Origin of the sequence: Roseibium sp. FZY0029 (genome assembly GCF_036350355.1) — a bacterium.
Lineage (GTDB): Bacteria > Pseudomonadota > Alphaproteobacteria > Rhizobiales > Stappiaceae > Roseibium.
The window spans coordinates 29,703-44,554 of sequence record NZ_JAZDVZ010000002.1 but is presented as its reverse complement, the minus strand read 5'-3'; the positions used below and the strand labels follow the sequence as shown (position 1 = coordinate 44,554).

Below are 14,852 nucleotides of genomic sequence, written 5' to 3'. Positions count from 1 at the left end.
CAGCTTTACCGACTGAAAAAGGGGTCGCCGGAAATCCGGCGGCCCCTTTTGTATTTGCCTCTTTTCCTCCCTATCTGCCATGTATCGCGATGGGTATCAGAAGATTCGAAAAAGAGGCTCCCGCCATGCGCCTGGTTCTGACCAGCATTACGCGTCCCGTAGTCCTTGCCGCTCTGGCCGGCCTGATTGGTGTGTCTGCCACGCTTGCCCAGTCCGTGCAGCCGTCTCCGGCCGATCTGCGCCTGGTTCCGCAAAGCGATGCACAGATCAAATTGTCTTTCGCGCCCATCGTGAAAAAGGTAGCGCCGGCGGTGGTCAACGTTTACGCCAGCCGGAAGGTGGTGCAGCGCCGGCAGGTATCGCCTTTCATGGACGATCCGTTCTTCCGCAGGTTCTTCGGTCAACCCGGTGGAAACGACAGGCCGCGTGAGCGGGTGGAATCGTCCCTCGGATCCGGTGTCATCATTTCCTCCGACGGTACGGTCATCACCAACCATCACGTGATCAAGGACGCGGATGACGTTCGTGTTGCCTTGAACGACAGACGCGAATTCGATGCCGACATCGTCCTGATGGACGAGCGGACTGATCTGGCGGTTCTGAAAATCCGCGGTGACGGCCCTTTCGAAAGCATCGACTTTGCGGATTCCGACAGTCTGGAAGTGGGTGATATCGTGCTTGCCATCGGCAACCCGTTCGGTGTCGGCCAAACGGTGACACAGGGCATCGTCTCCGCCACGGCCCGAACGCAGGTCGGCGTCACGGATTTTCAGTTCTTCATCCAGACCGACGCGGCGATCAATCCGGGCAACTCGGGCGGAGCGCTGGTCGATATGACCGGCAAGCTGGTTGGCATCAATTCGGCCATCTATTCACGCTCCGGCGGATCCAACGGCATCGGCTTCGCCATCCCGGCGCATATGGCGCGCTTTGTTGCGCAGGCAGCAGATCATGGCGGCAAGGTTCAGCGGCCCTGGCTGGGTGCAACCGTACAGCTGGTGAATGCGGAAATTGCCGAAGCGCTTTCTCTCGACAGGCCGCAAGGTGTGCTGGTGACAGCCGTTTTCGAAGGCTCGCCGGCCTTTGAGGCCGGGCTTCGTGTCAGCGATCTGGTGATTGCCGTCGACGGCAAGGAAGTGACCGATCCCAATTCCTTCGGGTATCGGTTTGCGACAAAGATGATCGGCGAAGAAACCGACTTCGTGGTCCTTCGGAGTGGCAAGGAGCAGCATCTGACGGTCTCCCTGAAACCCGCGCCGGAAACCGTTCCGCGGGACACGCGGGAACTTGTCGAATATTCGCCCTTCGAAGGGGCGACGGTGATGAACCTTTCGCCGGCTGTTTCAGAAGAACTCGGCCTTGAAGGCCTGTTCGACGGTGTCGCTATTGCCGAGGTGAAGCGCGGCAGCACGGCGGACCGTGTGGGGCTTCGTCCAGGAGACATCATCCGTGGTATCAACCAGAAGGCAATCGAGAGCACTCAGATGCTTGAGGACGTCACCCGGAAGCCGCCGCGTTTGTGGCAGATCGATATCGAGCGGGACGGCAAGGTCTCGCAGATCATTCTGCGCGGTTAGGTGTCGGTGTGAGCGATCTGTTTGAAGCTTCCGGATTGAGCCAATCCGGTCCGCGACCGCTGGCGGACCGGATGCGCCCGACCAGATTGGCCGACGTTGTCGGGCAGGATCATCTGCTCGGACCGGAGGGCACTCTGTCGCGTATGCTCAAGACGCGGACACTCGGCTCGCTGATCTTCTGGGGACCTCCCGGCACCGGCAAGACAACCATTGCGCGGTTGCTCGCCAACGAAACGGACCTTGCGTTCGAGCAGATCTCCGCGATCTTTTCCGGCGTTTCGGATCTGAAGAAGGTGTTCGAAGCGGCGCGGGCCCGGCGCATGAGTGGCCGGGCAACACTGCTCTTCGTCGACGAGATCCACCGGTTCAATCGGGCGCAGCAGGACAGTTTTCTGCCAGTTATGGAAGACGGCACGATCACGCTGGTGGGAGCGACGACGGAAAATCCCTCCTTCGAGCTCAACGCGGCGCTCTTGTCCCGATCTCACGTGATGACGTTTCACTCACTGTCGGCAGAGGCGATCGAGAAACTGCTGGCCAGGGCTGAGGAGCTGGAAGAGCGACAGTTGCCGCTCGATGAGGAAGCGCGCAGTGTGCTGATCCGCATGGCCGATGGGGACGGGCGCTCCTCACTGACCCTGGCAGAGGACGTCTGGCGCGCTGCCGGCAAGGACGAAATCTTTGATGCCGAACGCCTTCAGGAAATCGTTCAAAGGCGTGCCCCCATCTACGACAAGAGTGCCGACGGGCACTACAATCTGATCTCCGCATTGCACAAGTCCGTGCGCGGTTCAGATCCCGATGCCGCGCTCTATTGGTTTTGCCGGATGCTGGACGGCGGAGAAGACCCGCTTTATCTCGCGCGCCGCCTGATCCGCATGGCTGTCGAGGATATCGGTCTTGCCGATCCCAATGCGCTTGTGCAGGCCAATGCAGCCCGCGATGCCTATCAGATGCTCGGCTCGCCGGAAGGGGAGCTGGCGCTTGCCCAATCGGTGATTTATCTGGCGACCGCCCCGAAATCGAATGGTGCCTATGTGGCCTACAAGGCTGCGATGCGGGATGCGAAATCCAGCGGTTCGCTGTTGCCGCCCAAGCATATCCTCAACGCGCCCACCAAGCTGATGAAGCAGGAAGGTTACGGCGACGGCTATCAATACGATCACGATGCGCCCGACGGCTTTTCCGGCCAGGACTATTTCCCGGAACAGATGGGCCGCAAGACCTATTACGATCCGCCACAAAGAGGCTTTGAGCGGGAACTGAGAAAACGCCTGGAGTTCTGGGACAAACGGCGCAAGGAACGCGGCTGAGACTCCTGGCCGGGAAAGCCAAGCCTCAGGCGGTTTCGGCAGACGTCAGGCGATCAAGAGCGCTTTTCAGGGCTGCGATCAGCTTTTTCCGGTCTTCCGGCGCCATGGTGTCGGATATCTTTTCCAGTTGGCGTGACACCTGATCCAGCTCCAGCTCACCCTTGATGTGCGCGGGTTCCTTCAGGCCGATCACTTCATATGTGGTGACCGGATAGGCAATGCCCTTGACGTTTACTTCGCCGTTTTCCGCGCATTTGATCTGATCCTTCACCTGGGAATAGGTTTCGAAGGAGATCAGGATCGAGCCTGGCGTTGCAAGGCTCTCCAGCCGGGACGCCGTGTTCACGCCGCGGCCGATGATGGTGTAGTCAAGCCGGTCTTCGCTGCCGAAGTTGCCTACTGTGCAATAGTCGGTGTGGATGCCCATCCGGCACTTCATGGGCTTGGAAATGCCGGCCTCCTGCCAGGCGCCCTGCAGCTCTTTCATCCGCTCCTGCATGTCAATGGCCATGCGCACACAGGCCAGAGCATCTTCGGTCACGCCGCGTGTTTCCGGATCGCCGAAAAAGATCAGGATGGCGTCGCCGACGTATTTGTCGATCGTTGCCCCATAGCGCAGGGCGATATTCGACATCTCCGTCAGGTACTGGTTCAGGATTGCGGTCAGTTCTTCCGATTCAAGCCGGTCCGCCGTTTCGGTGAAATCGGCAATATCGGAGAAGAATACAGTCAGCTTTTTGCGCGTGGACGCGATCTTGACTTCCTGACGGCCCTCGAAAATCGACTGGTAAACCTGTGGAGACAGGTATTTGGCGAGCTGCCGGGACAGGGCCTCAAGCTTGTTTGACTGGTCCGCGAGCTGGTCTTCGACCGCTTCGCCATGCTCGATGGTGGCCTCATAGAGCAGTCGCAGATCTTCCAGCTCGGAGCGCAGATAGTCGTTTTCTTCCTGCAGGGATTGCAGGGAGGTTGTCTTGTCGGCTTGCCCGGCTTCACCTGAGCTCTTGGCAGCTTCTTCTACACTCTTGGCCATTTTATTCCGCGTCGAAAGGTCGGGTCAGATTGACAGTTTTATAGCGCTGAATTTTTGAGAATCACACTTGGATCCATGGACTATCTTAGCGGAATATAAAGGGCGGGCAGGGGAAAAGTGTTGCCGGTTGCAGAGCGCAAGGTTCGCGGAAGACCCAGGTGTCAATTTATGTTTGCACAGAAGTGATTGGGCCTGAGCATAGTTTGGCCATGTCTTGATTGGCGTATGAAAGGCATGGTCCCATAAAGATTGTAGCCATTCTTTTCTGCTAGGCCTTTTTCAGATGATCCCCGCGGTGACCTCATGAAGGAAATCGAACTCAGATTGGCGCTGGTGTTTTATGGCGGCGTTTCGCTTGCCATCTACATGCATGGCGTCAGCCGGGAGATCCTTAATCTCGTACGGGCATCGAGCTGCCGCCTCGACCGCAAATCGAACGGGTTCTCCCAGTATGCGCCGGATCAGGATCTGCCTCCGGTTCAAAGTGCCTACAAGGATCTTCTCGATCTGTTGTCGTCCGTTGCCGATATCCGCGTGGTGGTCGACGCCATTGCGGGGGCTTCTGCTGGCGGCGTCAACGGCATCATGCTGGCACGGGCCATCACCCACGACCTGCCGCTCGACAGCCACAGCGAGATGTGGCTGGAAAACGCCGACGTCACGCGTCTGGCCCGGCCGCAGGCCGGCCTGTCCCGCTATCTGAAGATTTCCATCTCACCGGTATTGGACCAGCTTATTTCCACCCGGCTGACGAAGCAGATCGAAAGCGCGGAAACGCGTGAGAAGCTGCGGCTGTTCATGCAGGCGAGGTGGTTCACCCCACCTTTTTCCGGCGAAAGGTTCATTAGCTGGATGCTGGATGCCTGCAAGAAGATGGAGGATGGCGCGGTGCCTGGCCGCAGCCTCATCCCGCGCGGGCAGACGCTGGACCTGTTTGTCACCATCACCGATTACAACGGCATCAAACGGCGCATTCACCTCGATGATCCGGACTATGTCGAGGAGTGGGATCATCGGCGGATCCTGAACTTCCACGCAGCTCACAGGATGCCCGGACACATCGACAGCCAGTTCGACGCCGACAGCATTCCCGAGATTGTTTTCGCAGCCCGCGCGACGTCTTCCTTTCCGGGGGCGTTTCCGCCTGCGACGGTTGCGGAAATGGAGCGGGTGCTGGTCGACCACGACATGACATGGGCCAACCGTGACCCGTTTCTGGCACGAGGGCTCAATCTGACGGCCGAGACGGCCGGTCAGCACTGTTTTGTCGACGGCAGCGTGGTGATGAACAAGCCGTTTGCGCCCGTGATCAACGTTATACAGGATAGGCCGGCCGTGCGCGAAGTCGCCCGGCGGCTGATCTACGTGGATCCTTCTCCCGTTGTTCCGGTGGAAACGGGCAGCACCATTTCGGAACTGCCCGGGTTCTTTCGGGTGATCCTGGCGTCGCTTGCCCACATCCCCCGCAATGAGCCTATCGGCGATGATCTGAAAGAACTAGAACAGAACAACCGGCGCAGCCGCTGGCTGTCGCAACTGATCGACGACGCGGGCCCCATGGTCGAAAAGGCGGTGTCCGGCATCCTGCCCAGGCGGCGGCGGGTAACGCCGGACATTCTGTCAAACTGCCGGAAGCAGGCAACCGTCGCCGCCTTCGAGCAGGCAGGCTTCGCCTTTCTCAATTATCAGTCCCTGAAACTGCATTCCCTTGCGGAGCGGCTGGCTGGTCTGACGGCGCGCCTCAGCGGCTTGGAGTGCGCACGGGACCACGAAGAGGCAATTTTAGGACATATCTCTCGTCACACCGGCCGTCTGACGGCTGCGAGCAAGGATGCTCTGGGCCGCACGGACCCGCATGTGATTGGCTTGCTGCGCGGGCTTGATGTCGATTACCGAATACGCAGACTGCGCTTTGCGGTCCGCAAGCTCAACGGGTTCTATCACTACCGTTCCGATTCTGGCCTGCCGCCTCCCAACGTCGAGGCGCTGGATCAGATGAAGGGACTGCTCTACGAGCAGATCGACCACCTTGGCTGGCGCTGGAACAACAGCTTCTTTGGTGGCCGCAGCCGGGATCTGGCCGAGGCTTTTGTGAGGGCGGTCGAGGCGGGCAGCCCGAACGCTGCCGAGCATGTCCAGCCCATGCTGACATCGCTGACGCAAATGATGGGGCTTGCCGACCTGGATCGATTGCAGGACGAGCTTTTTGCCGACACGGCCCGCAATCTCCTCGACAAGAGCCGTCACACCTCCCTGATGGGCACCTATATCGGGTTCGGGTTTTTCGATCTGATCACCTTTCCGGTGTTGCAGCGGAACGACTTTTCAGAGGTGACGGAGATCCTGGTTGACCGGATCAGTCCGACGGACGCGGCCAGTCTCTACACGGAGGGGTTCGACCTCAAGGGCAAGTCCCTGAATACCTTCGGCGCCTTCTTCAACCGGGGCTGGCGGGAACACGACTATCTGTGGGGCCGCCTCAATGCGGCCGACAGGCTGGTCAGCATCGTGCTGTCGGCAGCGGGCGAGGGCACTTTGCCGCAGATACAGGTCAATCAGGCGCGTGCGCGGATCTTCCTGGCGGTTCTGGAAGAAGAGCGCGGCAAACTTTCTGAAATACCTGAGGAAATAGAGCGGATCGACAACTTGATCCGGTCGATCTATCCCGACTTCGCCCATGTGGCAGCGAGGGTTTGACCGGCTGACAGTCATTATTTGGCAAGTCATTCCTTGACGTGAGGTCTGCTCTTTCGCTACGCACAAAAGTGGCCGAGGAATTGCGCGTGGAATTTTGAGTTGATGACATTCATTGCCGAACGATTTGGGACTGGTCCAGAGGTATTTCTGGGTTTCTTTCTGGGGCTTTATGCCGCCAGCTTGATCGTGCTGTTCACGACCGGTCTGATCATGACGGCAATGAACCGGCGTCATCCGGACCGCAAGATCCAGAAGCGCCAGCCGACGCATGACGCCCTGCGCGATATCAAATCCTCCATGCGCCAGCTTTCGATCACGAGCTGCTGTCTTTCGATCGGCCTTTACGCCCAGTTGCGCGGCTGGACGCTGTTCGATCCTGTCGCCTTGTCCTGGTGGTCCGTGCCTCTGTTCTTCGTGATCTCCCTGGTCCTGCACGATACCTGGTTCTATTGGGGGCACCGGATCCTGCACACCAAGATGTTCTACCGGTTCCATAAACCGCACCACATGACGGTGACGCCGACCGTCTGGTCCAACGACGCGGGTTCCAGCGTCGATACGCTGTTTGCCCACTCCTACTATGCGCTGGTGCTGTTTTTCGTGCCCATTCCCCCGCTGGTTTTCCTGGGCCACCGGCTGTTCGACCAGGTATCGGCGGCAATTGGCCATTGCGGGTATGAGCATTTCGCGAGCCCGAGCGCACGCAAGCCCTGGCCCTTGCTGTGCACGCTCTATCACGACCAGCATCACCAGTATTTCGTCTACAATTACGCCAACTACTTTTCCTTCTGGGATCGGTTCTGCGGCACCATCCATCCGACCTATGACGAGCGGGTGGAAGGCTTCGAGGCGATTTATGCCGGCACCGGCAAACAGGAAAAATCGTGATGGGGCTTCTTGTCGACTACCTCATCGTTCTGGCGATCACCTATGCGGCAATGGTGTCGGTCTATTTCACGACCGGCTTCACGATGATCGCGATCAATGCCCGCCATCCTGATCGGCGGATCCAGAAGCACCGTGACGGCATGAAGCGCCAGGCAGAGGAAATCCGCGCTTCCATGAAGGCGCTGGCGACATCCTCCGTCTTGCTGTCATCCGGTTATTTCGCACAGACCCAGGGCTGGACGCTGGTCGCGCCGCTGGACCTGAGTTGGTGGTCATTCCCGCTGATGTTCGCCGTCTGCTTTGTCTTGTTCGATGCCTGGTTCTACTGGGGGCACCGGATCCTGCACTGGCCGTCGCTCTACAAGTTCCATGTGCCGCATCATCGCTCGATCGCACCGACTGTCTGGAGCAACGACAGCTCGACCACCGTTGATACGTTGATCGAGCATTTCTTCTATTTTTGGGTCTGGTTCGTATTGCCGGTGCCCGCCTTAAGCGTTTTTGCGCTGCGGCTGTTCGACCAGATTTCGGGCATGGTCGGCCATTCCGGGTTTGAATATTTCGCGTCTAAATCGTCGCGATTCCCGTCTCCACTGATTTGCACGACGTTCCATGATCTGCATCATTCGCAGTTTCACTACAATTACGGTAACTTCTTCTCGTTCTGGGACCGGATCTGCGGAACGGTGCATCCGAAGTACGATGTGCTGGTGCGTTCCATGGAAGAGACCGGCGAAATTCCGGATTCGGAAGAAACGAAAGTCAAGGCAACCGGGTAAGCCCGCACAGTGCTCACGTGTGTCAGCCAACCGACCAACTGGATGTATGAAGAGATATGCTCGATCAGGCGCTGACAATATTGCTCGAATTCCTGCCCATTTACGCGGCTTGCTACGCTGTGAACGTTTTTCTGTATTTCGCTACCGGCTGGGTGCTGGTCAAAATACAGGACCGTCATCCGGAACGGCGTATCCAGCAGAACCGGCGCGGTGAAAAGCGCATGTGGAAGGAAATCCGGGCCAGCGTCTATTCGCTGACCGTGACCGCAGGCTGTCTTGCCGGAGGCATTTTCCTGTCGATGAAGGGCTGGACGCTGGTTGCTCCGCTGGAACTGACCTGGTGGTCGGCAATCCTGATGTTCGTCGTTTCCATCGTGGCCTTCGACACCTGGTTCTACTGGGGCCACCGGTTCATGCACACCAAGGCGATGTACCGCTTTCATGCGGAGCATCACCGCTCTGTCGCGCCGACGGTCTGGAGCACCTATTCCGACGATCTGGTCGATGCCTTTGTCATGCAAAGCTACTACTTGTGGGCAGTGATCATTCTGCCAATCCCGATCCCGGTGCTGATCGTTCACAGGCTGTGGGACCATTTCAACGGCACAATCGGCCACTCCGGGTTCGAGTTCTGGGCATCGCCGATGTCTCGCATGCCCTCACCAATGGTCTGCGTTACCTTTCACGACCAGCACCACTCACGGTTCCGCTACAACTTCGCCAATTTCTTCTCGTTCTGGGACCGTGTCTGCGGCACCATCGACCCGAAGTATGACGAACAGGTCAAGGTGTTCGAACAGATGGGCGAGAAAGCGACCGCAAAGCCGGCTGCTCCTGGCGAATAATGTGTTATCAGGTCCCGCTGCACGCGCCGTGACATGAGCGCAGGACCAATCGCTACTGGCGTTTTTGAGAGGCAGGGGGGCCGTAACCTTCGGTGCCCTGCCTTTGAAATGCCAGGGAAGAACGAGTAACGGGGCTTTGGATTGAAACATCTTCTTCTGGTGATGCTGGGCGGCGGTCTGGGCGCAGGGGGACGGCACCTCGTGTCTCTGGTGACACTCCGGCTCTTCGGTCCCGGTTTTCCGGTCGGTACCCTGACGGTCAACGTCGTCGGATCGCTGATCATGGGGCTTTTCATCGGCTGGCTGGTGCGCAATGAGACCGCCGACCTGCAAACGTTGCGCTACTTCGTGGCAACCGGTTTTCTTGGCGGCTTTACGACGTTCTCCGCGTTCTCGCTGGACACCTCCGTGTTGTGGGAGCGCGGCGATACGCATCTTGCCCTGATTTACGTGGTCGTCTCTGTCGTCTTGTCCATTCTAGCGGTTTTCGCCGGTCTGATGCTGATGCGTCAGGTCGCTGCCTAAGAATTCCTTCCCTTTCCGGCCGATTCCGCCTATACGCAGCGGAACGAATTTTCCCGACGCCTCGATGCAGGGGCGATGGATGCGCGTCTCGGCGACAGGCCGGATGCCCAATTTGAGAAAAACATGTCCGCGATTGAACAGAAACAAGTGACCGCCGATGAGGCGGGCATGCGCCTCGACCGTTGGTTCAAGTCCCATTACCCGGGGCTGGGCTTTGGCCATCTGCAGAAACTCCTGCGCACCGGGCAGGTCCGTGTCGACGGCAAGCGCGCCGAGACCAACACCCGTATCGCCAAGGGGCAGATGATCCGTATTCCGCCGCTTGGGGTGGAGCTTCCGGCGGACGACAAGAAGAACGCCAAGCCGAAGTCCAGCAAGCTGATTGCCGATGACCGCAAGGCCATCGAGGACATGCTGCTTTTTGAAGACAGCCAGGTGATGGTGTTGAACAAGCCGGCCGGTCTTGCCGTGCAGGGCGGTTCGGGCCTCAAGCGCCATCTGGACGGGATGCTGGACGCCTACACCGACCGCAAGGGCAACAAGCCGCGTCTGGTGCACCGCCTCGACCGCGAGACTTCCGGCATCATTCTGGTGGCACGCACGCGACAGGCCGCACAGGAGCTCACCAAGGCCTTTCGCCATCGCAATACCCGCAAGATCTACTGGGCAATCCTGGCGGGCGTTCCCAAGCCCTTTCAGGGCCGCATTTCCACCTTCCTTGCTCGAAACGATGGCGAAGAGCGGATGCAGGTTGTCCGCCAGGGCGAAGACGAGGCGCAGCACGCGGTCTCGCTCTATTCCGTTTTCGAAAAATCCGGTCAGAAGCTTTCCTGGGTCACCATGAAGCCGGTTACGGGCCGGACGCATCAGCTTCGCGCCCACGCCGCCCATATCGGTCATCCGATTATCGGTGATGACAAGTATTTCAACATCGAGAACTGGGAACTGCCGGGCGGCATCCAGAATCGCCTGCATCTGCTCGCACGCCGTATCGTTATCCCGCATCCTTCGGGCCACGGCTCGATTGATGTTTCGGCGCCGTTGCCACCGCACATGCAGCAGACCTGGAACCTGCTCGGGTTTGACGCCACGGATTATGATCCGGAAGTGGACGATCCGGACGACGCGCTCAACAAGCGCTAAATGCGGCCTTCATTTTTACCAGACGCCTGATCGCCTGCGGAATGGATCTTCAGATTGAAGGGTTCATCCTCCGTGGGCGGTTGAAAATGGCTAGCGATCCGGTCGAACTCTGCTTCGGTGACCGAGAACTCATGCTCGCCGAAAAGATTGCGCTGGCGAAGCCTCGTCTTGCAGACCTCATCCGGTACGTCAAGAAAATGAAGTTCGTGGCCGCATCCTGCCTTTTCGACAAGGGCGAGCATCCATTGCCGGCTTTCCTTCGTGTTGGCGTGAAAATCCAGCACGACAGATAGGCCGCTTTGAAGCAACGCCACGGCATGTGGTGTGATCGTCTTTCGCAACAGTGCAGAACAGCGGACGAAATCGGTGAGGGTCGACATCTGGTCGCCATAGAGACCGGACAGCCAGCGGTCCTCGCGCAGGAGAATGCTGCCGGGCCGCTCGGCATAGCGGTCCGCCAGGGTCGACTTGCCGGAAGCGGGTTTGCCACAGAACAGGTGCAAAGTGGGGGCGTTGTCTGGCGGCAACATGTGAAGGTCAGCTCGCTGTTAAATGTTTGTCGACTTGGGGACTGCCTCAGACGCCCTGGAACAGAGCGCTCAGGATCACCGAGGCGAATGTCACGCAGACGACGCCAGCCACCAGCTTCCAGGCATCCGAGCGCTTCCTGAGGCCCGGCCAGCCGAGCGGCTTGATCACCTGGATCGCGGCAATCAGAAACAGGAGCAGAAGGATGATCTTGGTCAAGAAAAGCTCCGGGCGGGCAGGGGCGCAATGCTGGATCGACAGGTGCCTGACTTGCACCGTCAGACGCGGTTGTGAACGCGGCTCCAAAACGAAGAGACATCCCGCTTTCGGCTGAAAACGGAATGTCTCAAGGGCATAGCCAATCCTGCGGGGGCCTGCAAGGTCAGACGCCGGTGCTGCGCTGAAGTTTTGCCATGTAGGTCGGCAGCTTTTCCATCGATGGCACGACGATCAGCGTCTTGACGTGGCCGCGTTTGAACGCGTTGAGGAACTTGTTGTAGTCCTTGAATGCCACGCAACCATGGGAGCCGATGGATCGGCGCAGCAGGCGTGTGTGGGTCAGCATGCCGTCCCGGCCTTTCATGGCAGCCCGGTCCTGCGGCAGCATGCGAATGGCTTCCACACCATGGAAGCGCCGCTCGCGCATTCTCAAGGTGTAGATGTTGGGCGGCGTCGGGCCGAGCATCTTCACGTGCGAAAACTTCGGATTGTCCATCCGGTGTCCGATGCCGGAATGAGCCTCCAGCTTGGTGCCGTCCGGCATGTGCACGGTTGCGGCGCTGATGTCATAGACGGCGATCTTGCTGCCTGCACCGGGAAGGCCGGGCTTTGCGCTGCCGAACAGCTTGCCCAATCCGCCGAACACACCGTTGTCATCTTCTTCGGGATTGCCTGGCGTTGCGTAGGCCAGAACGGGCGACGTCTGTTCCGGCTTTTCCCTGCCTTCAGGACGGTTTTCGGCGACCACGGGCGCACTGCGGCGCGGCGGTTCGGGTTTCATGTCCGGTGTTGGCGGAAGAATAGCGCCCGGCTTGGCCGGGGTGCCGGCTGCAAGGGCAACCGTTGTCTCTTCGGGTTTCGCCTCAACATTCGTCTCTGCTTCTGCGGCAGTGCCGACGCCCTGCAAGGCTGCGACCGCGATATCGGGGGCGGTTTCCTGAGGTGCTGTGTCATCAAGTGCCGCGACGCTCGTCGATTGGGCGGCTACCTGGCGAGCCAGCAGAGTTTGAGTAAGCTTCAGCCGGGCGAGTTTGGCAGCAAGGGCAACCTTGGCAGCCTTCTTTGCTTCGGCTTCGAGACCTGCCGCTTCCGCCTTCAGGGCGGCCTCTGCCTTTTCGGCAATTGCCGCAGCCTCTGCGGCTGCCTTTTCCGCAGCAAGCGCGGTCACCGTTTTGGAAGATTCCTGCTTTTTGGGCGTCAGCGCGATCGGTGCGAGGCCCAGAGAAGCTGCGGCAGGGGCAGCCTGCGCAAGCGTCAATTTATCCTGTGACACCGTGCCATTGGCGGCAAAATGAGACGGGGAGATCGAGGTTCCGAGGTAGGTGGCGGTTCCGGCCAGACCGGCTATCACCAAAGTTGCCCCCGCGAGCATCGTGTAAAAAGTCCGGCTGGTCTTCCGGGGTGCTGTTTGACCCTTCAGGCCGGCCTTTTGTTTCTTCTGAAGCATTCAGACAAAACCACTCTTTTACGCCGGCCGTATTCGACCGCGCTCCAAATCCGTATCCTTTGGTGACAAACTTGCCCCAAACGTTCATGCCCACCCGCCTGCTGCAGTATCGTCGATCATGGTAACCAAGACCTTTACGACGAATGAGCAAGCGGCCATGAGACCGCTAACCACTTTAAAGAGGCATTTTTCGGGCAGTTTTCCAAATTGAACGATATCCAAAGATTGAACGTCAATTTGCCGCAGAATGTGGAAGTCTTTGCCTGGTGTTGAAATTACCAATCCATGACGTAGATGTCGTCGGATCTTGCAATCCGGCTCGGTGCCAAATGCGCTCTTGACCCCCGGGTGAAAACCCGGCACATGCGGGCGGACTTCCGTTCGCTTGGCACAGGATGCCCATGTATCTGATTATTTTCGACGTCGACGGCACGCTGGTCGACAGTCAGCAAACCATCTTGCAGGGGCTGCAAGTCGGCTTCGAAGCCGTGGGCCTGCCCATGCCGGACCGCGAAACGGCACTGTCGATTGTCGGGCGCTCGCTGGACGAAGCCTTTCTGGATCTCGTCGGGCCTGAGCACAGCGACAAGATACCGGTCATGTCGGGTGCATACAAAGAGGCGAAGGTGTCCCGCAGGAAGGAAGGGCTGGACCTGGACCCGCTTTACCCGGGAGCGCGCGAGGCCATTGAAAGACTGCATGCACGTGACGACATCCTGCTTGGAATCGCCACCGGCAAGGCGATGCGCGGCGTCAAGCACATGCTGGATACCCAGGATCTGCACGGTCGCTTCGTTACCATTCAGACGGCTGACACATCGCCTTCCAAACCGCATCCGGACATGGTTCTCAGGGCAATGGCGGAAACGGGAGCGGACAAGTCTCGCACGATCATGATCGGCGATACGGGCTTCGACATGGCAATGGCCAAGGCTGCCGGGACACGTGCCCTGGGCGTTTCCTGGGGCTATCATGACCGGGATCGGCTGACGTCCGACGGTGCGGACAGGATCATTCAGACCTATGCCGAGCTGGACAATGCGCTCGGTGATCTTCTGGATTTCGACAAGGAAACAATGTGATGCGCGATTTTCTTGAAACCTTGCAGGAAGATGCGGACAAGGATCCGGAACAGCGTGCGCGCGAGCTTTCGCGCCGTGAACTTCCGAAGCGTTTCTACAAGGACGTTGCACATGTTCCCGCGGACGGCGGATTTGCAATCCACCTGGACGGCAGACCGGTCAAGACCCCGGGCAAGGCCGCCTTGCTGCTGCCGAGCGAAGCTCTTGCGAAGGCTGTCGCAGCCGAGTGGCAGGCGCAGGAGAAGGAAATCAACCCGGCCAGCATGCCGCTGACGCGGATTTCCAATTCAGCGCTTGATGCAGTGAGTGTGCGGTTCGACGAAGTGGCCGACGATATCACCCGGTTTGCCGGAAACGATGCGCTGTGTTACCGGGCCGACACCCCTCAGAGCCTGATAGATACCCAAAGCCGCCTTTGGAACCCTGTGGTGGATTGGGCCGGCGGTCTGCTCGGCGGCCGTTTCGTTCTGATCGAAGGCGTCATCCACGCAGCCCAGCCGGAACCGTTGCTTTTCGCTTATCGCGCGAAGCTCTCAAACCTGACCCCGATGCGCCTTGCAGCTCTCCACACGATCACCAGCCTGACAGGGTCCGCCCTTCTGGCGCTTGGTCTCATGGAAGACTACCTCGACGCTGACACCGCCTGGACAGCGGCGCATGTCGAAGAAGACTTCAACATCGAACGCTGGGGCGAAGACGCGGAAGCTGCCCTCGTCAGAGCCTACAAGCGCAAGGAATTCGACGCGGCGGTGCTGATCCTGAGGGAAGGGTAATAA

At 59.0% G+C, this 14,852-nt stretch carries 13 protein-coding genes and 1 pseudogene; 10 read left to right on the top strand and 4 right to left on the bottom strand.

Annotated elements, in window-relative coordinates; genetic code table 11:
• The first annotated feature begins 125 nt into the window (after window positions 1-125).
• Window positions 126-1,577 (top strand): DegQ family serine endoprotease, encoded by a 1,452-nt coding sequence (locus tag V1T76_RS04650; protein WP_330559459.1) that lies wholly within the window; start codon window positions 126-128, stop codon window positions 1,575-1,577.
• 8 nt (window positions 1,578-1,585) lie between these two features.
• Window positions 1,586-2,890: a replication-associated recombination protein A gene (locus V1T76_RS04645; protein ID WP_442970084.1), complete on the top strand. Its 1,305-nt coding sequence runs from the start codon at window positions 1,586-1,588 to the stop codon at window positions 2,888-2,890.
• Between the two features lie 186 nt (window positions 2,891-3,076).
• Here the strand turns inward: V1T76_RS04645 and V1T76_RS04640 are convergent.
• A pseudogene (locus V1T76_RS04640) lies at window positions 3,077-3,737 on the bottom strand (adenylate/guanylate cyclase domain-containing protein); the annotation flags it as partial.
• Between the two features lie 489 nt (window positions 3,738-4,226).
• On the opposite strand from V1T76_RS04640, the gene V1T76_RS04635 reads away from it, so the two are divergent.
• From V1T76_RS04635 to V1T76_RS04610, 6 genes are all read left to right on the top strand, one after another.
• Window positions 4,227-6,620 carry a patatin-like protein gene (locus V1T76_RS04635; protein WP_330559458.1) on the top strand — a complete coding sequence of 798 codons (2,394 nt, stop codon included), beginning with the start codon at window positions 4,227-4,229 and terminating at the stop codon, window positions 6,618-6,620.
• 102 nt (window positions 6,621-6,722) lie between these two features.
• On the top strand, window positions 6,723-7,508 hold the full coding sequence (locus V1T76_RS04630; RefSeq protein ID WP_330559457.1) for a sterol desaturase family protein: 786 nt from the start codon (window positions 6,723-6,725) through the stop codon (window positions 7,506-7,508).
• Window positions 7,508-8,287, top strand: coding sequence for a sterol desaturase family protein (locus V1T76_RS04625; protein ID WP_330559456.1), 780 nt, complete (start codon window positions 7,508-7,510; stop codon window positions 8,285-8,287). Before V1T76_RS04630 ends, V1T76_RS04625 begins: the two co-directional genes overlap by 1 nt.
• 56 nt (window positions 8,288-8,343) lie before the next feature.
• On the top strand, window positions 8,344-9,132 hold the full coding sequence (locus V1T76_RS04620) for a sterol desaturase family protein (protein WP_330559455.1): 789 nt from the start codon (window positions 8,344-8,346) through the stop codon (window positions 9,130-9,132).
• A 141-nt stretch (window positions 9,133-9,273) separates the two neighbouring features.
• Window positions 9,274-9,657, top strand: coding sequence for a fluoride efflux transporter CrcB (gene crcB, locus V1T76_RS04615; RefSeq protein WP_006936415.1), 384 nt, complete (start codon window positions 9,274-9,276; stop codon window positions 9,655-9,657).
• 123 nt (window positions 9,658-9,780) lie between these two features.
• Window positions 9,781-10,800 (top strand): RluA family pseudouridine synthase, encoded by a 1,020-nt coding sequence (locus tag V1T76_RS04610; RefSeq protein WP_330559454.1) that lies wholly within the window; start codon window positions 9,781-9,783, stop codon window positions 10,798-10,800.
• Here the strand turns inward: V1T76_RS04610 and V1T76_RS04605 are convergent.
• The 3 genes from V1T76_RS04605 to V1T76_RS04595 form a co-directional block, all read right to left on the bottom strand.
• On the bottom strand, window positions 10,797-11,330 hold the full coding sequence (locus V1T76_RS04605; RefSeq protein ID WP_330559453.1) for an AAA family ATPase: 534 nt from the start codon (window positions 11,328-11,330) through the stop codon (window positions 10,797-10,799). The two genes, V1T76_RS04610 and V1T76_RS04605, sit on opposite strands and share 4 nt — an antisense overlap.
• Before the next feature lie 46 nt (window positions 11,331-11,376).
• Window positions 11,377-11,547, bottom strand: a complete 171-nt coding sequence (locus V1T76_RS04600) for a hypothetical protein (protein ID WP_330559452.1) — start codon at window positions 11,545-11,547, stop codon at window positions 11,377-11,379.
• Between the two features lie 163 nt (window positions 11,548-11,710).
• Complete coding sequence (locus V1T76_RS04595; RefSeq protein WP_330559451.1) at window positions 11,711-12,919, bottom strand: DUF2778 domain-containing protein; 1,209 nt, start codon at window positions 12,917-12,919, stop codon at window positions 11,711-11,713.
• Between the two features lie 476 nt (window positions 12,920-13,395).
• Here V1T76_RS04595 and V1T76_RS04590 point away from each other — a divergent pair, with 476 nt between their 5' ends.
• Together V1T76_RS04590 and V1T76_RS04585 are read left to right on the top strand one after the other, a co-directional pair.
• A complete protein-coding gene (locus V1T76_RS04590) occupies window positions 13,396-14,076 on the top strand; it encodes an HAD-IA family hydrolase (protein WP_330559450.1) in 681 nt (226 codons plus the stop codon).
• On the top strand, window positions 14,076-14,849 hold the full coding sequence (locus V1T76_RS04585; RefSeq protein WP_330559449.1) for an ATP12 family chaperone protein: 774 nt from the start codon (window positions 14,076-14,078) through the stop codon (window positions 14,847-14,849). Before V1T76_RS04590 ends, V1T76_RS04585 begins: the two co-directional genes overlap by 1 nt.
• The last annotated feature ends 3 nt before the right edge of the window (window positions 14,850-14,852 follow it).